This is a genomic window from Pseudomonas sp. HD6515, assembly GCF_024971855.1.
GTDB classification, from domain to species: Bacteria; Pseudomonadota; Gammaproteobacteria; order Pseudomonadales; family Pseudomonadaceae; genus Aquipseudomonas; species Aquipseudomonas alloputida.
The window spans coordinates 2,135,774-2,153,032 of the sequence record NZ_CP079827.1 but is presented as its reverse complement, the minus strand read 5'-3'; the positions used below and the strand labels follow the sequence as shown (position 1 = coordinate 2,153,032).

Below are 17,259 nucleotides of genomic sequence, written 5' to 3'. Positions count from 1 at the left end.
GAACGCACGCCTAGCGCTGGCTTGGGTTGCGCTGTTTGCCGCGATTGCCATGAACGTGAGCATTAGTCGGGTTGCAGTGGTATTGGTCAGGTCGTGACTACTGCCCATCACCCTGGCGACGTGCTCGGCCCCACTTTGCAGACAGCAGCGTGGAGCAGGCACTGGAGCAAATGTTGGCGGGCACTGACTTGGAAGCTGTGCGCACCGGCGAGCGAGAATTCCAACTGGTGCGCCAAGCCAACATCCCGAAAGGCGCGGTGACCTTGGGCAGCACGACCATTTCAAGTAAGGGGCTGGGCGAAGTTACCGAGGACACTGGCGCCTACACTACTGGCCGCATGGCGAGCGCGACCAAGCTACCAATGTCGCTGCGCGCGACGCCGCAATCGGTGACGGTCATCACCCGCCAACGCATCGAAGACCAGAGCCTGGCCAATCTCAATGAGGTGGTGCAGAACACCCCTGGCCTCACCCTTCGCCGCACCGGGCCGGAACGCTCCTCGTACTACGCCCGTGGACTCTCCCTCGACAACATTATGTACGACGGCCTACCCACCAGCCTCGACAGCTCCCAGGTGTCCCAGGATCTGCTGTCAGCAGACATGGCTATGTATGACCGGGTCGAAGTGGTGCGCGGCGCCACCGGCCTTATGCAAGGGGCGGGAAATCCCTCGGCGGCCATCAACCTGATCCGCAAGCTACCGACCCGCGAGTTCCAGGCCAGCATGGAAGGCAGCATGGGGACCTGGGACCGGTACCGCACCGAGGTCGATGTGGGCGGCGCCCTGAACGACACGGGCTCCGTTCGCGGCAGGATGGTGACGGCGCACCAGACCGGCAACAGCTATTGCGATACGCTGGACAACGAGCGCAGCCTTTTTTACGGCATCATGGAAGCCGACCTCAACGACAACACCACGTTGAGCCTGAGTGCCTCACGACAGCAGGACAAACAACAACGGCAACGGATGGACCGGCCTGCCGGTTGGCTTCGACGGCAGCGACCTGCACCTATCTCGCTCGACATCGTTGAGCAATGATTGGAGTACTGGAACAAGACCAGCACCTCAGCCTATGCCGCGTTGGAGCATATCCTGGACAACGGATGGAAACTCAACGTCTCTGCCACCAAGACCTGGGCCGATCTGGACATGCTCGGCACCTACCTGCTCGGCCGCACCGCCACGCAAACTTATGATCAGTTCGTCGGTGCCGGGCACTACCGGGAAACCCAAAACAGCTTCGACGCGTACGCCAGTGGCCCATTTCGCCTGATGGACCGCGATCACGAACTGGTGGTAGGTGCCAGCCACCGGCGCGTGGTGTTCAACGGTGACGTGCCCCACAATATCCTGCTGAAGAGCAACATCGACATCTACAACAGGGATTCCGGCGCCACACCGAAACCGGAGGGTCAGGACAAATACGGCTGGCAAAACACCAATGCCAAGCTCAATAGCTTCTATGCCAGCACCCGACTTAGCGTGGCCGACCCGTTGAAACTGATTCTCGGCAGCCGACTGGACTGGTACGACAACGAGACCGGCGCGCCCTACAAGGGAACCGAGAGCGAGCTGAAGGTCACTCGACATGTCACCAAGTACGCCGGCCTTATCTACGACTTGGATGAGCATCACAGCGTCTATGTCAGCTACACCGATATCTTCAAACCGCAGAGCAGCCTGGATACCTCGGGTAACACCATATCGCCTATCACTGGCAAGAACTATGAACTGGGCCTCAAGGGCGAATACTTCGACGGCGCGCTGAACGCATCGGCGGCGATTTTCCAGATCGACCAGGAAAACCGCGCCAAGGCCATCACCGACCAAAGCCTGTGCCCCTCCTATCCTACCGCCTCGTGCTACGAGGCAGCGGGCAAGGTGCGCAGCAAGGGTATTGAGCTGGAGGTGCAGGGCCAGCTGACCCCGAACTGGGAATTGGCCGCTGGCTATACCTTCGCCGAGGCCAAGTATCTCAAGGATGTCAACAAGGCGAACGAAGGCCGCCTGTTCGACACAGACATTCCCCGCCATCTGTTCAAGATGAGCACCTCCTACACCCTGCCTGGGCAATTCAATCAGTGGCGCGTAGTGACCTCGCTGTATCATCAGAACCGCATCTACAACAAGGGCACCACCTACATGATCGAGCAGGATGGCTACACCCTGGTCGACTTCATGCTGGGTTTCAAACCGACCGAGCACATCGACGCCCGCCTCAATTTTCAATCAGCGCCGACAGGCGACGTCCTTGGATGGCTTCCGATGCCCTCCAGCAATCAGCCACAGGTAGCCGACCGAGATACCCGAAACATCGACCACGCGCTGACGCTCATCTGCGCTCGCGCTGGACAGCCAAGTCTGCATTTCAGGGTTGGGGGTTTTCATCTGAGTTACCTTTCCAGGAGATAAAGCAAATTTATCTCTTTGATAATTTATAGGCGACCTAATATTGATCAAGAAGATTATTTATCACATGGATAAAAGCGGCGATCATCCGCGCATGGATACCAACACCATTCGACGCGAAAACCTGCGAGCCCTTGCGGCGCGCTCTCCCACTCAGGCTGAATTCGCTGCGGCGTGCGGTACGGCGCCGTCCGTAATCAGCCTGATCATTTCATCAAACCCTGAGCGCAACCTGGGTCCGCAGCTGCCCAGGAAGATTGAGGCGGCCGCGGGTCTTGAGCATGGGTGGCTTGACCAGCCGCACGACCACACCCCTGGCAAGCGACCTGTTGAGACGAATGCCAGGATCGAATCCGAAGGCATCGATCAGTGGGCGGATGATACGCCGCTGGATGATGACGAGATCGAACTGCCATTCCTAAAGGAAGTTGAGCTGTCTGCAGGAGGCGGTAAGACAGTGGTCGAGGTAAGCGGAACCAGGAAGCTGCGATTTGGCAAATACACCGTACGCAATCTCGGCGTTCAGCCAGACCAGGCCGTATGTGTGTCGATCTCAGGAAACTCTATGGAGCCGGTACTGCAAAACGGCGGGACCGTTGCGGTGGATCGAGGCAAAAACAAGGTGGCTGATGTGGTCGACGGAAAGATGTACGCGTTGAACCATGCCGGGCACGTCCGAGTTAAGCAGCTATACAGACTGGCGCGCGGGGGGTTGCGCTTGCGCAGCTTCAACCGTGATGAACACCCAGACGAGGAGTACACAGCAGAGCAACTAGTCGATGAAGAGATCGATTATCGGCCGAGTTTTCTGGGGTGCTTCGTTTTTCTAGGAGGTTCATATGCCCCTCACCAAGCCCAACCAGCAGCTGCGCTCGGCGGTCGAACTAATGCGCATAGCTGCGAGACCGAACCCAATCGGATACGGGCGCGACGCCCAGGTCGAGCCATTGATGCTCATAGTCAGGAATATTGAGATCAATGGCTCGTGAAAATTTGTGGATTTGGGAAGAGGACGAACGCAATGCATTGCGTAAGGCTCTCGATGAATTCAACCAGGCGGCATCGCCAGCTGATCGAATCACACTGCGTAAGCTGGCAGAAGCGATGGGCGTCAGTACTATGACGGTGAGCAACTACCTGACTGGAAAGCGACCGCTTACCATAGCGATTGCACTAGCGTTCGAGGAGATTAGCGGCATACCAGTCAGATCGTTCAGCGACAGGCTGGCAGATGAGATTGAAGCAGCACCGCACGCCTCGCAAGATGACGATCAATAGTCGGATCTGCCAGGTGATGCAGGCTCGGGAAGATCGGTTGGAGCACATTGATTGGTCGGAGTTGCTAATACCTGAAACCAAACCCAGATAGATAGACAAAGCCGACTAACAGAACCTGAATAACCATAATAAAGGGATTTTTTAAAGCCTTTGGATTTGCTGGAGAAAGCAATCTTCTAGGAGATCTTGGCACGAAGCTTAATGGCAGCCTATATATTGCCATGACAGTGATCGGCACCGTGCCATTGGCCTTTGGCGGTGCATTTGCCAGCGGGTTTAAGATTGACGATGAGAGAGAGAGAGAGAGAGAGAGAGAGAGAGTGTGTGTGGGGGGGGGGGGGGGACGACTACATTGTGGAGCTATACCTCAGTGATTTTTCGTTACCCTGTAGCATGGATGATAGCAGTCACAGGGCTTTCCGTGCTTGGAGGAATAGGTAACTGCATCGATTCGAACGCCCTGAGACCCACTACTGAATCTCTAAAACCACAAAATAATTCCATCCCCGACCTGAATAATGAAATAATCAGCTACCAAGAAACCATAGAGCCACTTAAGTCTTCGCTCAGACCTTACATACAGAGCTGGTTACAACTCACCTAAAGGCCGCTTATAAGAGCCTAGGACTAACAACTCATGACCGGGTGTCAATATATTATGAGCATGGAAATGACTTCTATCTTCTCGCAAGGCATTCGAAAAATCCGGTTTACGCAAAATCCCACAGGCAAAAATACGCCCTTAACCAAGGGGTCATCGGTCAGGCCTGGCAGCACCAGCAGCACGTCGAAAGGCATTGCCCCGGATACCAAAACCGGGCAGATTACCTTGAGCACATGGAAAACCTACGGTTTTAAGGAGCCTCAAGCCCTAGGTTTCGCCATGAAGAGCTGCAGATATGTGGCCATAGCTATATGCTGATGCAGACTCTCATACAGGGGTTATCGTCTTTGAAAGCACCAACGAGAATTATCTAAATTTCTCAGAAAAATGCATCGAAACCGAGATTATCGCTTATTGCTCTGAGCACCAAGGAATACATTCAAAATTCCTGCGTGATGGCTTAGAGCTGAGCAGAAAGGCGCACATTAAATCTGCACCGAACTCAGCAGAGAAAGACTTTGTTAAAGACTTCAAAAAAGCAGGCGCCAAATGAACAGACTTCAAAACATAGTGGCCTAGCTCTGCAGCAATTACCCGTACAAGCACGAGCTATCCAAAGCCAGACTCACAAATCCAGTGTATTTGGCTGATTGGTTTTCCGCATTGCTTGACGACGAACAGCCAACCGATATCCGATGGGCATTTAATCACTACGACCCATACGTAGATGACGTAATTGACTCAGCCAAAGGTATTCGATCCTTCAATATCCTTCACCAAGAAAACCATTACGACTCCTCCAAGCACTTAATAGAGTTTTTGTGGCGACGCTCGGGATATTGATCTTTCTGACAGGGATGAAGAAATACTGGATGCTGTAATTGAAAAAACGAAGTCAATAGTATTTCAGCTCTTTCATTGATTATGTTTATTCAACCTACCCGGTAAAAGCAAGCGACAGGTACGCCGCGCTTGATCTGGTATCCCTAGCTAGAGAAGTCCAGCGGTAGAGAGATCAGCGCGCTTCGCAGAGAGCCCGCCATTGAGCGGGCTTTTTCATGCCTGCTATCCTGTCGTGACCCTTGGAGGTTTAAGCCATGGTCACGGACAAACTCACACTGGCGCTGCTTTCGCGCCTGGCTGATGCTCAATTGGAGCTGGCCACCTTGATGAAAGGGGTAACGACTGCATGTCAGGGGTACCCTGATGAGGATCTTCAGAGAATCTCCGAGGCTCTGGAGCAGATCGAGGCGTTGATCGCCCAGATCAGGACATCCATTGACTTAGCCAACACGCAAGGCAAGCTGCATTGATCGCCTCAGAGTCTGATCGCGCAGAATTGAGACTCGGCAGCGATTTGTCTGCCTGCTACGCTTTCCTTGCCAGATGGAGGATCGCGTCATGCCTACCAACGACCTCATTTCATCTCTCATCTTCAGGCTCAACGAGAACCAACTCGCCATCGCCGAAGCCGTCGAAGAGCTTTCCAAGTGGATCGAGCAGATTCATGGGCCCGCCGACGGCTCGATCAAGATCCGTCAGTCACTGGCAAAGCTGGACGACAATCTGGAGTTCATTACTCGTGGTGTCGCTAGACTGATGAATGACTGATGTTGACGACTGCCGGGCTCGCCTGTAGGTCAGCTCAGATCTGAGCATTTCTGAGCAGGCTGCCAACTCTGCTAGCCCTGTTAACCTTCAATCTAGATGGAGGATCAGAGATGCCAGCCGTCCCTACTACTGCTGTTCTATACCGTCTGAATCAAAGCGTAATGGCGCTAGGCTCTGCCGTAGATGAGATTCGTATGTCGATCGAGCACGGCGGTGACATCCAGACATCCCTAAAGACCCTGGAGCACCTCCGCTTGGTTGAAAGCAACGGACAGATCATTGCGGACCTCATGTCTGAGGTGGTCGACCGACTGCCGCCGATCAGTTGACCATCAGACCCGCTTACAGAAAGGCCGGCCTACCGCTGGTTTTCCCTGCCTGCTAGTCTTCCCTCATCACCATGAGTAGCCACTATGACCGACCTTCCCGATGATCCGACTCCAGCCCTCCTCGGCCGACTAAACCAAAACATCAATGCTCTCGGCGCCGCAATCGAGGAGATTGGAATCTGGATCGACCAGCGGGGATCGATTGATACGTCCGAGCGGATAAGCGAGCATCTTGAAGTGCTTTCGGATAACAGTGACGCCATAGCCGAGCTGCTGGTGGACCTAATTGCTAGGTGGAAACCTGATGGCCAGAGCGACGAAACAGATTGAGCTGACCAGGCTAAAGATCCCTCTCTGCCCACTTCGGTGGGCTTTTTTATGCCTGCTACGCTTTCCTTGCCACATGGAGGATCGCGTCATGCCTACCAACGACCTCATCCCTTCTCTCATCTTCAAGCTCAACGAGAACCAACTCGCCATCGCCGAAGCCGTCGAAGAGCTTTCCAAATGGATCGAGCAAATTCATGGGCCCGCCGACGGGTCGATCAAGATCCGTCAGTCACTGGCGAAGCTGGATGACAACCTGGAGTTCATCACCCGCGGTGTAGCTAAACTCATGAACGATTGAGGCACGACCTCGCCCAGGCAGCGTTGCTTGCCGAATCAGCGCCAGGTTAAATTGCCGGTCTTGCATGCACTCACATGGCCGCAGGAGCATTTATTGGATGGACGCCTCTACGCTTTTTCTTTACGTCATTACGGTCAGCGCAGTGATGATCACGCCCGGACCATCGATGCTCCTGGCGCTCAGCAACGGAGCCTCCAATGGGATACGTATAGCTTCCTTCGGGATGGCAGGTGCAGCTCTGTCTGACCTCATCCTTATTGGTGCCGTCGGATGCGGCCTGGGCGCCCTGCTCCAAGCCTCGGAGCAGTTGTTCTCTTTGGTTAGTCGGTGTCTCCCACCTGCAAGCTCTCAACGGCCCTGGGATGAACCAAGCGATCTCTAATTTTAATACTCGGTTTTACTAGTCGCCAGTCGCTCCCGCCCCCTAGGTTACGTTCACGCAGACCGAAGACCTTGGTAACTACATGGATTGTCTGCTTGATGTTACAAAGCGTCCCCGCTCGCTGAGCCCTGAGAAACGCTATCTCGTCAGCCTCCAGCCTACATGTCGCTGCATCCACCATGATCGACGCCATGAGTTTAAGAGCGTGCGTGATGGCCTCAACATAAGCCCACGATGCTTGAACAAAACTACGCCGGAGCACTTGACTGGACTGATCTGGGAAAGCGTCGAGGAGTGCATTCAAGTCCTCCCGCAGAATGTCATTCATGCCCAGCAAGCTGACCAGCGCCTTGTCGAAGTGTTCACAAGCGTCTAGCAAACCCATGGCCGTTTGCCTCGCGATAAACTGAGCCAGCAGTAGAGCATACAAGGGAAGACTGGGGTAACGAAGGTGCTGGCAAACCGTCCTGCTGTGCTTTTCCGCCGCCTCTGGACGTGCGCAATGTTGCTATGACACCATGTCCCGTTACCACCAAATCCAGGAAAGTGTTGTGTCATTGAAGCGAAAAATCGGAATTGCGCTTGCAGTAGGGTGTGCGTACATCGTCGTTAAGGGCATGATTAATGCTCCTGACACCCGCGCTACTAGCACTCAATCCGTTGAGGTTGACCCCGTTAAGCAGGCTGTCATGGCGGGTATGGAGAAGCGGCAGATTGAGGCAGAGCGGGTTGCTGCATTGGAGTCATTCACCGCATCCGAAATTGCCAAAGCGTACAGCCAGAACACCTACGCAGCCGACCAGACCTTCAAAGGAAGAGATTTCAAGGTTACGGGCACTGTGGCTAGCATCAATACCGATTTCCGAGGCAAGCCCTACGTCACCATGAAGGGCGGGGCGAATCGCTTTCAGGAGCCGCAGTTTGCAATCGCAGAAAGTGACGAGAAATTCGCAGTCTCTCTAAAGCCGGGCGATGAAATTACGTTGGCTTGTACTGGCAGAGGAGACGTTGCCAAGACTCCAATGTCCGGGCAATGCACCTTTATCTGGTAATGAGAGCTAATGCAAACGCTCACTACTTAGAGCACCAGCACGTTACAGGCGGTTCTCTTCACAAAAAATTGGGTGATTCTTACTTCGATTACGACTTGCAGCCATGAGTCTCGCTCGGTTTTTGATGAGCGATTGTAATGCCGAGACGGAGAGACAGTGCTACGCTTTGAAAGTTCCACTTCAATTGCTCAATCTGAATGGAGCTTTAATCATGAACTCATCGACAGATAAGAATGAGTTGTATTACGCATTTATCGCAATCGCAGCTGCCGCCCTATTCATCTGGATGGCCATCGACGCGTCCGAGGTGCAATTGATATGGGCAATCATCTGTCATTCTTAGATTGGGTATTCATCGTTGCGGCCTTGCTAGGCGTGACCGTAATAACGGTACTGCTACACTGGTTTATCTGATCACTTGCACCAAGTTGGACAACCAAATGAGCCTCTGTGACACGCCCGTAAAACTGATCGCGACCGCCAAGCAAGCCAAACGATATAGCGATAAAGAACGTGTCGCTGCGATAGAGAACTTCCGCAACTCTCGCATATCCCTGAGCAATTTCTGCAAGCAAGAAGGTAATCCGTCTTATCAGGTTATGAAGGCATGGATTGCTGATAGCACCATCGCCTCACACAGCAAAAATTCTGCCACGAACATCGGTAAAATTGATGACTTGGCAAAAAGAACTCCTCCGAAAAGCAAAGATGAGCATATTGAAATTCTGTACAGAAAGCTTGCTGACCTTCGGCTCCAGATGACAGCAATAGAGCATGAGATCATCAAGCTGGAGAATGAGACCGATGATGGTCATGCACCATAGCAGCTAACGTTGAGATGCACTTACTCCAAATCAAGAAAGCCCCTCCTGATCGCAGGCCCTAGTGTTCTGTCTCAAAAATAAGTATCCAATTAGAGTGGGCTTCCTTGGTCAGATAGGACGCGGGGGGGAGCGATGAATTCTCAAGACATCGTGCTCAGTGACGATGAACAAGTTGAGCTGAGCCGATGAGTTCGGTCTGCCACCATCAGGCAACGCGATGGCCGTCGAGCGTGTGTAATTTTGCTGGCCGCTCAAGGTCATTCACGTAATGAAATCGCTGAACTGACGGGCCTCTCCGTGGTTTCCGTCACGCGCTGGTGCAAGCGGTTTCAAGCACTGCGTCTTCAGGGTTTGGTGGATTTGCCGGGGCGAGGCCGCAAGCCTTCATTGCCTGCCGAAGCCTTGAAGCGAACACTCGAGCAGGTCACTCAACCGCGCATCGGTCAGCCACGCTGGAGCTGCCGTAGCATGGCGCGTGTCGCTGGCATTTCTCCTGCCAGCGTTCAGCGGATCTGGGCTGCCAACGACATCAAGTCATACCTCACCCGCACCTTCAAGCTATCCAATGATCCTCAGTCGAAGAAAAATTCTGGGACGTTATCGGCCTGTACCTGGCGCCACCGGATAAGGCATTGGTGCTCTGCTGTGATGAAAAGAGCCAGGTTCAAGCTCTGCAACGCACGCAACCAGGCTTGTCATTGGGCAGCGGCCACATCCGCACGCAAACCCATGACTATGTCCGTCACGGCACGCGAACGTTGTTCGCCGCCATGGACTATCTGCAAGGTCGGTTGATCAGCAGCATCGAAACCCAGCATCGGCATCAGGAGTGACTGGCCTTCCTGAAAAAGATCAACCGAGAAACACCCAAAGGCCTTCAATTGCATTTGATCGTGGAAAACTACGCCACTCACAAGCATCCGGTGGTCAAGGAATGGCTTAAGCGGCATCCACCATTCCACCTGCATTTCACCCCGACCTCAAGCTCCTGGATGAACATGCTTGAGCGCTTCTTCCGGGATATCACCGTTTACCTGCGCGACGGCAGCTTCAGTTCCACACGTGAACTGGCCAGCTCCATTACCACGTTTTTAGCGCTGCACAACGCCCAGCCCTGCCGGTACGTCTGGAGCGCGAAAGGTGAAGACATCTTGCGCAAGATCCAGGTTGCCCGAAAGGCCATGGCGCGCGAGAACAAAGAGAACGTTTTATCGGAGACAGAACACTAGCTGGCGCAGCTGGACATTGCCAAGAAGACCGGACGTTAGTGTTTCACGATACCTACAGCCCGTAGTTTTTTGAACTCAAGCCGCGCAATGGCTGGCTCTCATCCACTCTTCGACACCGCCACAATCACTGCGCCTTCACCCCCGGGGGGTAAACCCCGGCCAGCCGCGCAATCAGTATCGCCACAAACAACGATCCGACAATCTGCTCCACCGTGCAGATGCCACGCGCCTGCCGGCCGAGCGGCGCGAAGTCGCCGAAGCCGGTGCTGGTCAATACGGTGAAGCTGAAATAGACGAAGTCGAAAAAGTCGGGGGTCGTCGTCTGGCCGCCCAACGTGAATGACCCGGGATGGTAGCTGTCCACCATCGCATACAGGAACGCCCAGAAGATGCCGATCAACAGGTACATCGAGGCAGCGCCGAACAGTTTATCAGCCGTCATCACCTCGCGCTGGAACACGTAACGCATCAGGTAACCGATCGCGGTGGCATAGAGCGCAACAGCAATCCAGCGCGACACGATCAGCGCGTGCAGATCACCTGATCGCAGAGCAACCCATTGATAGACTAGTGCCGGGACGGCGAGCACCAGCGCCAGCACGAAAGAGAGCGTGGTGCGGCCGACCGACGCGACCGTCGCCACTATCAGGAAGGCATTGGCGCCCGCGATGGTGATGCGGCCCACCGGCGTCGGCTCGATGAACGACACCACGGCAATGAAGGCCATCAGCATGAGGAACAAATAGAAACAGCGCTGGTAGAAGATATCCCCCACGGCGCGGCCCACACCTCGAATCAACATAGCAGCGCCCCTCGGAAATGCATAATCCAACAACAAACGGTCGGTTTCACTGATAGTGTCCCAGGAAGCGGTGTAATTGAACCAGCCTAAGAAGCTCAACGGCCAAAATCGGATGAAAATCGTGGCACTTGGCCAGCGATGATTTTGCGAACTTAACTTTCCCCAGCAAAGCACGATGACCAGCCCCACTATGGCATTGACTTAGCCGTTTAAGAAAGAGGGGAAATGCTGATCAGCTCTAGCAAGCGACCAATTCGTTGCCCAGCGCATGATGGAGTTCGATGACAAAGGTTAGTGCGGCGGGGCGTTTTGAGAGCACGCTTCGAATGAGTCGTCAAGACGCTGACCTGAGATATTTAACTTTGAACACACCCAGCCACCCACCCACCCCACGCCCCTGCACCCAGAGCGCAGGGGCAGGGGCGTGGGGTGGGTGGGTGGCTGGGTGGCTGGCTGCAGCAGGCACTTCAACACAAAGGCTATACTGCGGGGTTACCGAGAGCACCCACAGTTGCGTGAATCTTGGTGCTCAAGCCACCTCGGGACTTCCCCATGGTCTCGGCGGCTTGTGCTGTTTTTTTGCGGTACCATGCTGATGAACTCGGACGAAGCTACCCTCCAGCATCAGGTATTCCAGGTCAGTGATGGTCTATCTTTGTGCCTCAGTCCCAATAAACACCTTCGCGTCAAAACTTGTCGCACCAAAATCGCGCGCACCGAACCAATCGTCCCTCGCAAGGTCTCCTGCACTGGATCTGAAAATGGTCTCTTGGTAATTGGCTCGCTCGACGAAGGCCCAGCAACGCCCCCGCCGGCGATTCTAGGACGAACGCAGCAGGAGGCTGTGTGCCATGATCTCAATCAAAAGCTGTTACCACCCTATCGATGCCGCCATTCTCTGGTGTGACCTTGCCGACTATGAAGAGGAGATTTTGCGTGTCGATCTCTCACACCCCGGCAGCCTGCTCAAGCATTTCCCGCAATGGCCCTCTCTGCACAAGTATGCGGAATACATCTACGACGCCATCGTCTGCGGTGAGCTACCTGCGACCTACTTGGGGCGCCCGATCTCTTCGGAGAACCAGGCGCACCGTTTGTACTGGTCCATTCGACGTGCCGATCTTCTGGTTTGGTTCCTACGCACCTTTCCGGATGAGAGGCCCGCGTTCCTGTTCCCGCAGAGTGTTGATCATTCAAGTTGCATCAGGCTGGATACCTATCTTGCTCAGCAAGCAGAGCTAGAAGTTGCCCAGCGTACGATAGAAAGGATGCAGCAAACGTATTCCACGACGACAGAAGAACTGGCGGCTCTCACCGCACTCAATAACGAGTTGTCAGCCCGGCTTGAGTCCAGGGGGATATCCTCCGAGGTAACTGAAGACACGCACGACCTGCTCGTCGGCGCCGTACTGGAGGTCACGCTGGGCAAATCGAAGAGCGGCCAAGTGCTGTCGATTTATCCAAGCCAGGCCGCCTTGGTCGCGGCCATTACCCTCCGGTTTCCCGGCGTAAGCGGCCTTAGAAAACACACCATTGATCGGAGATTTGCCGAAGCGCGTCGTCGTTTGGCCCAAGCCCTACAGGGCTGAAGCCGTATTGCCAGGCAATGCCGAGCATTGCCTGGCAATGCTTTTCCGCCACTGCCGGCCTTCACTGACTGTCACATCCCACCACGCGCCACCCGGCGCTACGGAGTGACATCATGCAACCGACCAGCCCTGCCCCTCTGCCTGCCGACCGCCACATCATGCGCCGCGACGAAGTAGAGCAGAAAACCGGTTTCAAGCGTTCGCACATCTACAACCTGATGAAGGCTGGTCAGTTCCCGCAGTGCCGGCGCATCGGCACGCGCGCCGTCGGTTGGGACTCACTGGAAATCGAACAGTGGGTCCAAGACCGGCTCTCCACGAGGGACTGAATCATGGACGTCCTCTCGCTGATCTCGACCAAGGGCGGCGCGGGTAAGACCACCGTCGCCGCCAACCTAGGCGGTGTGCTCGCCGATGCCGGCCTTCGCGTCCTGCTGCTGGACCTGGACAGCCAACCGACGCTATCCAGCTACTACGCCTTGAGCGAGTCCCGTGGTGCCGGCAGCTACGAGCTGATCGCTCAACGGCTCACGGCGCCTGAGCAGATCATTTCCACCACAGTCATCCGGCACCTGGACCTGATCGTCTCCAACGACCGTGCCGGGCACATCAGCACCCTGCTGCTGCACGCGGCCGATGGCCGTCTGCGCCTGCGCAACCTGCTACCCACCTTCGAGAATCATTACGATGTGCTGATCATCGACACCCAAGGCGCACGCAGCGTAGTGGTGGAAATGGTCATCCTCGCCTCCGCTTGCGCTCTGTGCCCAGTCCCTCCAGAAATGCTTGCCGCGCGCGAGCTGCGTCGCGGCACGCTGGGCCTATTCGAAGAGCTGGAGCCCTACCGCTACTTGGGCATTGCCTTGCCGTCAGTGAAGCTTTTGCTCAACCAGGTCAACGCCAATCGCCGTGATACGCGCTTGATCATGCAAAGCCTGCAAGCCTCTTTTCAGGACGATCCCCATGTCAGCGTCTGCAGTTCGGTGCTCCCCGACCGCGTGGCTTATCCCAATGCCGCCTCGCTCGGCCTGCCTGTGCACCGCGTAGAGCCAGTTCCACCGCCCGGCAGCCGCAACCCCTGTGCCGCCGAGATCATGTGTGGCTTGGCCATTGAGCTGTTCCCGCAATGGGCCGAGCAGCTCGGTGCTCTTACCGCGCTTGCATCTGGCCGCCCGGCCACCGCCGAGCACCAGTTGATCCGCCGCGGCTGACCGGAGAATAAGTGATGAAGCCGCCGACCTCCGAAGACATTACACGCCAACTGCAGCAGGCGCACTTTCCGCAGAAGCACGGACGCGACCTCCCGGCAGTCCTCGTCGGCGATACACCGATGGTGGTCAGTCTCGAGCAACTGCGGCCCTACGAGCTCAACCCGCGTGTGGTGCGCAACCCGCTGTATGACAATATCAAGGCTTCAATTCGTGAGCGCGGCCTGGATCAACCGCCCGCCATCACCCGCCGGCCCGATGAATCGCACTTCATCATCCGTAATGGCGGCAACACTCGCCTGAGCATCCTCGGTGAGCTGTGGCAGGAAACGCGCGAAGAGCGGTTCTTCCGCATCCATTGCCTGTTCCGCCCTTGGCAATCGGAAGCGCATGCCTTGCTCGGGCACCTGGCCGAGAGTGACCTGCATGGCCAGCTGACGTTTATCGAGCGGGCGCTGGCCGTGGCGAAGCTGCAGGACATGTTTCAGCCCAGCGACGCCCACCTCACCCAGCGCGAACTCGCGACGCGCTTGAGCGAGGGTGGCTATCCCATCTCGCAGTCACACATCAGCCGCATGTTCGACGCACTCGAGTACCTGCTCCCCGTCATCCCGCAGGTGTTGTACGCGGGCCTGGGCAAAAACGCCATCGGGCGCCTCATCAGCTTGCGACGGCGGGCTGAGGCGATCTGGAACCGGTACTTCGGCAGCCCCGAGCAGTTCCCGCTGCTGTGGTTTGAAGTGCTATCAGCGTTCGACGGTGAAAAGCCCGAGCTGGACTCGAGTGAGCTGCAGGACGAATTGATTGCCAGGATGGCAGTGAGCCTGGAGCAAACACCTCGTCTGTTGGCACTGGAGCTGCACCAGGGACAACGTCCCTCGCTACCCGCCCTGTCTGGCCAGTCCCCAGCAGCCTCACCAACACCTGTCCATGCGCCGGGAAGACAGACCACGGCGCCCAAGCTAGAGCCAGATCCGGAGCCAGCTGAGGCCCTCCAGCCACTGCAGGCACCACGCCTACCCGATATACGCCAAGCGCTGGGTGACGAACCGTTGCCAGACAAGCCCCTGGAAGAGCTCGAGGATGCTCCGAGCCCGATCGTCGCGTCACCATCATGCCCCGGGCCACTGGACGATATCAGCGACTTGCGCGCGAGATGCGCCGCCCTGGCTGCCGACCTTGCCGCTTACGCAGACGCCCGCGACATGATCAGCCCGCTCGTGGACGGCCTGGGCTTCACGCTTTCACCGGGGCATGGCGAGCGACTCAGCCCGCGGCACACCGGTATCCAGCTGCTGCTCTCGGCCCTGCTGCGCCTGCAGGACGACGTGGCCTGGAAGGAACGCCAGCAGTTGCCGGCAGCACTGTTTGGTCAGCTGCTGATCGGCGTTTACGACCTGCCCTTCACCGACCGCCCAGCCCTGACGGTGGGCCTTAAACGCCTTCCTGATGCCCAGCTGGAGCAGCTGTTCACGCTGATCCGCCACGCCCGGCAGTTGATCGAACTGACGCTGTCGTCCACTCGATAACGTGAGGAGCTACCTCATGAACACGACTTTCAATCTGTTGAACCATGCCATGTTGAACCAGGTGCTGCATGAGCTGCGCCTTGGCCGGTTACAGCGCTGCAAAGCCTTGGGCCTAGCCGATGAAGACATCGAGGTGCTGCAGTCGCTGCCGCCGACCACCTTGTCCCACCTGGCGCACTCGTCGATCGCCTGGGTCGAAGTGAAGGTCGACATCACCGTGTTGCGCCGCCTGATCGTTCAGGCCGAGCGCGACGAACAGAACGAGCGCTTGATCAACCGGGCGCTCAAGTTGGGCGCAAGCTCCAACATCATGTACCGCTGCTTCGGCCTGGACCATTCGGAGACCGCGTTGCGCCGCCGTGTGCTGAAGATCGAGACGCACCGCGGTCGGCCGGTCCAGCTCAGTGAAGCGCAGGAGCATGCCGTGTGGAATCGCTGGAGCCAGCTGCGCACAGAGGATCCGGACAACGATCCGCTGGACACCATGATGATGCTGGCCGAGGAGCAACACATCAGCCTGACCCTGGTCTGGCAACAGGTCGAACTGTACGGAGGCACACCATGCTGAGCTTTTACGAGGTCGACTGGCAGGACGTGGTGCGTCAGTGCTACGACGCCCTTCGGCGCCGAAATGAGTGGTACGCGGCGAACGGCAAACTGGTTGTCCCCACCCAGGAGCCCGCGGTGCGGACGATCTACTACGGCGACAACAACCCGCTGCCGCAGACCTTGCTGCTGGACCGCCGCCTGACGCCACTGGAGCGCAACACCTGGCAGGTACTGCGCTGGCTGATCACCGAACGCAAGGTCAAGACGCCACGCTACCAGGACCTGCAGCCCTACCTGGCGACCAGTCCCTGCGGCGCGCAGGCCTCGCGGGAAACCATCGCCCGCGCACTCAATGTCCTGCGCAGCACCCGCTGGCTCAGCTTGGTGGAGCGCTCACGCGATGCCAACGGCTGCCTGCGCGGTTGCGTCTACGTGCTGCACGGTGATCCGTTGACCGCGGCCGAGCAACTGGAGCTGGACAGCGGCTATGCGGCGCTGCTGCGACAGAACCTCTCTCATGCCACCAAAGGGGTCCGGGACGTGGCGCAGCATGTGATCGCCGAAATCCAGGCCGACCCCCAGGTGTCCCAGCTCGACAAGGACAGGCTCGGCTCGCTGCCGCTAGTCCAACAGCAAACACTGCCGCTGATGAACGATGAAACAAAGACAGAGGATTCCGAACCTGGCGCACACGACCTCGTTCGGAATTCTTCGGCTGGCGCAACAGATCCCGAACCCTGCGGCAATGCAGCGGATTTGGCTGTGGTTCGGAATGCCGACGCTGGCCGTACAGTACAGAAAGACCAAAGCAAAAAAAGTACGGTACTGGGGCAGGTGGAGTTTGGTCGTGCGCGATGGCCCGAAGATTTACCGCTGAACCCGAACGAGCGGCGCATGGCCTCCCAGGCAATGCGTCAGCTCGAGCCGGAACAGCAACAAGCGGTGATCAATGAAGCGGCGGTGCGCTGCGCCCGCGGTGAGATCCGAAAACCCGTCGCCTACCTGATGGGCTTGATCAAGCGCGCCTGCCAGGGCGAGTTCACCCTGTGGGCCGCGCGTACCGAGGAAGAGAAATCCTCAACCCCTCCCTCACGCACAGCCAAGCCTACGTCGGAGCAACCGCCCCGCGAGCGATCCAAGCGCAGCGGTCAGCGCACCGCGTCGCCACTTGCCCTCTCCTGCCTGGAGGAACTGAAACAACGCTGCCGAGGGATCACTGCGGCTACATAGGGCT

The 17,259-nt window shown here is 56.7% G+C and carries 20 protein-coding genes and 2 pseudogenes; 19 read left to right on the top strand and 3 right to left on the bottom strand.

All coding sequences use genetic code 11. The features are described from left to right. The first annotated feature begins 149 nt into the window (after positions 1–149). The 10 genes from KW568_RS09850 to KW568_RS09805 all read left to right on the top strand — a co-directional run bounded on the left by KW568_RS09850 (position 150) and on the right by KW568_RS09805 (position 7,243). A complete protein-coding gene (locus KW568_RS09850; RefSeq protein WP_231115656.1) occupies positions 150–1,040 on the top strand; it encodes a TonB-dependent siderophore receptor in 891 nt (296 codons plus the stop codon). Beyond that, entirely contained in the window at positions 1,041–2,414 is a 1,374-nt protein-coding gene (locus KW568_RS09845) for a TonB-dependent siderophore receptor (RefSeq protein WP_050562511.1), read from the top strand. It abuts the gene before it with no gap. A gap of 40 nt (positions 2,415–2,454) precedes the next feature. Further along, positions 2,455–3,384 (top strand): helix-turn-helix transcriptional regulator, encoded by a 930-nt coding sequence (locus KW568_RS09840; protein WP_050562512.1) that lies wholly within the window; start codon positions 2,455–2,457, stop codon positions 3,382–3,384. A gap of 5 nt (positions 3,385–3,389) precedes the next feature. Next, complete coding sequence (locus KW568_RS09835; RefSeq protein ID WP_004575565.1) at positions 3,390–3,689, top strand: helix-turn-helix domain-containing protein; 300 nt, start codon at positions 3,390–3,392, stop codon at positions 3,687–3,689. A gap of 1,701 nt (positions 3,690–5,390) precedes the next feature. Next, positions 5,391–5,606 carry a hypothetical protein gene (locus KW568_RS09830; protein ID WP_004575567.1) on the top strand — a complete coding sequence of 72 codons (216 nt, stop codon included), beginning with the start codon at positions 5,391–5,393 and terminating at the stop codon, positions 5,604–5,606. Positions 5,607–5,694: 88 nt separating this feature from the next. Next, positions 5,695–5,904: a hypothetical protein gene (locus KW568_RS09825; RefSeq protein ID WP_004575568.1), complete on the top strand. Its 210-nt coding sequence runs from the start codon at positions 5,695–5,697 to the stop codon at positions 5,902–5,904. A 194-nt stretch (positions 5,905–6,098) separates the two neighbouring features. Next, on the top strand, positions 6,099–6,233 hold the full coding sequence (locus tag KW568_RS09820) for a hypothetical protein (protein WP_256221612.1): 135 nt from the start codon (positions 6,099–6,101) through the stop codon (positions 6,231–6,233). Between the two features lie 84 nt (positions 6,234–6,317). Beyond that, positions 6,318–6,563 (top strand): hypothetical protein, encoded by a 246-nt coding sequence (locus KW568_RS09815; protein ID WP_004575570.1) that lies wholly within the window; start codon positions 6,318–6,320, stop codon positions 6,561–6,563. Positions 6,564–6,651: 88 nt separating this feature from the next. Beyond that, on the top strand, positions 6,652–6,861 hold the full coding sequence (locus KW568_RS09810) for a hypothetical protein (RefSeq protein WP_004575571.1): 210 nt from the start codon (positions 6,652–6,654) through the stop codon (positions 6,859–6,861). 64 nt (positions 6,862–6,925) lie between these two features. Beyond that, positions 6,926–7,243 (top strand): LysE family transporter, encoded by a 318-nt coding sequence (locus KW568_RS09805; protein WP_310796041.1) that lies wholly within the window; start codon positions 6,926–6,928, stop codon positions 7,241–7,243. On the opposite strand, the gene KW568_RS09800 is transcribed toward KW568_RS09805, so the two are convergent. Beyond that, positions 7,182–7,628, bottom strand: a complete 447-nt coding sequence (locus tag KW568_RS09800) for a hypothetical protein (protein ID WP_004575572.1) — start codon at positions 7,626–7,628, stop codon at positions 7,182–7,184. The two genes, KW568_RS09805 and KW568_RS09800, sit on opposite strands and share 62 nt — an antisense overlap. A gap of 133 nt (positions 7,629–7,761) precedes the next feature. On the opposite strand from KW568_RS09800, the gene KW568_RS09795 reads away from it, so the two are divergent. The 3 genes and pseudogenes from KW568_RS09795 to KW568_RS09785 all read left to right on the top strand — a co-directional run bounded on the left by KW568_RS09795 (position 7,762) and on the right by KW568_RS09785 (position 10,348). After that, positions 7,762–8,295 carry an OB-fold protein gene (locus tag KW568_RS09795; RefSeq protein ID WP_177333904.1) on the top strand — a complete coding sequence of 178 codons (534 nt, stop codon included), beginning with the start codon at positions 7,762–7,764 and terminating at the stop codon, positions 8,293–8,295. A 440-nt stretch (positions 8,296–8,735) separates the two neighbouring features. Next, a complete protein-coding gene (locus KW568_RS09790; RefSeq protein ID WP_004575574.1) occupies positions 8,736–9,119 on the top strand; it encodes a hypothetical protein in 384 nt (127 codons plus the stop codon). Between the two features lie 132 nt (positions 9,120–9,251). Then, positions 9,252–10,348 (top strand): annotated as a pseudogene (locus KW568_RS09785) (IS630 family transposase). Between the two features lie 124 nt (positions 10,349–10,472). Here KW568_RS09785 and KW568_RS09780 read toward each other — a convergent pair. Together KW568_RS09780 and KW568_RS31090 are read right to left on the bottom strand one after the other, a co-directional pair. Then, the gene (locus tag KW568_RS09780) at positions 10,473–11,150 is read right to left on the bottom strand and encodes a potassium channel family protein (protein ID WP_004575577.1); all 678 of its coding nucleotides are present in this window, start codon (positions 11,148–11,150) and stop codon (positions 10,473–10,475) included. A gap of 488 nt (positions 11,151–11,638) precedes the next feature. Beyond that, positions 11,639–11,793, bottom strand: a pseudogene (locus KW568_RS31090) (IS5/IS1182 family transposase); the annotation flags it as partial. Between the two features lie 208 nt (positions 11,794–12,001). On the opposite strand from KW568_RS31090, the gene KW568_RS09775 reads away from it, so the two are divergent. The 6 genes from KW568_RS09775 to KW568_RS09750 all read left to right on the top strand — a co-directional run bounded on the left by KW568_RS09775 (position 12,002) and on the right by KW568_RS09750 (position 17,255). Continuing rightward, complete coding sequence (locus KW568_RS09775; protein WP_004575578.1) at positions 12,002–12,739, top strand: hypothetical protein; 738 nt, start codon at positions 12,002–12,004, stop codon at positions 12,737–12,739. Between the two features lie 113 nt (positions 12,740–12,852). Further along, positions 12,853–13,068: an AlpA family transcriptional regulator gene (locus KW568_RS09770; RefSeq protein ID WP_004575579.1), complete on the top strand. Its 216-nt coding sequence runs from the start codon at positions 12,853–12,855 to the stop codon at positions 13,066–13,068. A gap of 3 nt (positions 13,069–13,071) precedes the next feature. Beyond that, the gene (locus tag KW568_RS09765) at positions 13,072–13,950 is read left to right on the top strand and encodes a ParA family protein (RefSeq protein ID WP_004575580.1); all 879 of its coding nucleotides are present in this window, start codon (positions 13,072–13,074) and stop codon (positions 13,948–13,950) included. A 14-nt stretch (positions 13,951–13,964) separates the two neighbouring features. Beyond that, positions 13,965–15,476: a ParB family protein gene (locus tag KW568_RS09760; RefSeq protein ID WP_004575581.1), complete on the top strand. Its 1,512-nt coding sequence runs from the start codon at positions 13,965–13,967 to the stop codon at positions 15,474–15,476. 16 nt (positions 15,477–15,492) lie between these two features. Further along, the gene (locus KW568_RS09755) at positions 15,493–16,044 is read left to right on the top strand and encodes a DUF2857 domain-containing protein (RefSeq protein ID WP_004575582.1); all 552 of its coding nucleotides are present in this window, start codon (positions 15,493–15,495) and stop codon (positions 16,042–16,044) included. Then, positions 16,038–17,255: an STY4528 family pathogenicity island replication protein gene (locus KW568_RS09750; RefSeq protein WP_004575583.1), complete on the top strand. Its 1,218-nt coding sequence runs from the start codon at positions 16,038–16,040 to the stop codon at positions 17,253–17,255. The genes KW568_RS09755 and KW568_RS09750 overlap by 7 nt, the downstream gene beginning before the upstream one ends. The last annotated feature ends 4 nt before the right edge of the window (positions 17,256–17,259 follow it).

Bases quoted from the DNA above. Each gene is read 5' to 3' on its own strand.
- KW568_RS09835 (WP_004575565.1), top strand. From the start codon at position 3,390: ATGGCTCGTGAAAATTTGTGGATTTGGGAAGAGGACGAACGCAATGCA.
- KW568_RS09765 (WP_004575580.1), top strand. From the start codon at position 13,072: ATGGACGTCCTCTCGCTGATCTCGACCAAGGGCGGCGCGGGTAAGACC.
- KW568_RS09815 (WP_004575570.1), top strand. From the start codon at position 6,318: ATGACCGACCTTCCCGATGATCCGACTCCAGCCCTCCTCGGCCGACTA.
- KW568_RS09795 (WP_177333904.1), top strand. From the start codon at position 7,762: ATGTCCCGTTACCACCAAATCCAGGAAAGTGTTGTGTCATTGAAGCGA.
- KW568_RS09800 (WP_004575572.1), bottom strand. From the start codon at position 7,628: ATGGGTTTGCTAGACGCTTGTGAACACTTCGACAAGGCGCTGGTCAGC.
- KW568_RS09755 (WP_004575582.1), top strand. From the start codon at position 15,493: ATGAACACGACTTTCAATCTGTTGAACCATGCCATGTTGAACCAGGTG.
- KW568_RS09810 (WP_004575571.1), top strand. From the start codon at position 6,652: ATGCCTACCAACGACCTCATCCCTTCTCTCATCTTCAAGCTCAACGAG.
- KW568_RS09780 (WP_004575577.1), bottom strand. From the start codon at position 11,150: ATGTTGATTCGAGGTGTGGGCCGCGCCGTGGGGGATATCTTCTACCAG.
- KW568_RS09825 (WP_004575568.1), top strand. From the start codon at position 5,695: ATGCCTACCAACGACCTCATTTCATCTCTCATCTTCAGGCTCAACGAG.
- KW568_RS09830 (WP_004575567.1), top strand. From the start codon at position 5,391: ATGGTCACGGACAAACTCACACTGGCGCTGCTTTCGCGCCTGGCTGAT.
- KW568_RS09775 (WP_004575578.1), top strand. From the start codon at position 12,002: ATGATCTCAATCAAAAGCTGTTACCACCCTATCGATGCCGCCATTCTC.
- KW568_RS09760 (WP_004575581.1), top strand. From the start codon at position 13,965: ATGAAGCCGCCGACCTCCGAAGACATTACACGCCAACTGCAGCAGGCG.
- KW568_RS09805 (WP_310796041.1), top strand. From the start codon at position 6,926: ATGCACTCACATGGCCGCAGGAGCATTTATTGGATGGACGCCTCTACG.
- KW568_RS09750 (WP_004575583.1), top strand. From the start codon at position 16,038: ATGCTGAGCTTTTACGAGGTCGACTGGCAGGACGTGGTGCGTCAGTGC.
- KW568_RS09790 (WP_004575574.1), top strand. From the start codon at position 8,736: ATGAGCCTCTGTGACACGCCCGTAAAACTGATCGCGACCGCCAAGCAA.
- KW568_RS09770 (WP_004575579.1), top strand. From the start codon at position 12,853: ATGCAACCGACCAGCCCTGCCCCTCTGCCTGCCGACCGCCACATCATG.
- KW568_RS09820 (WP_256221612.1), top strand. From the start codon at position 6,099: ATGTCGATCGAGCACGGCGGTGACATCCAGACATCCCTAAAGACCCTG.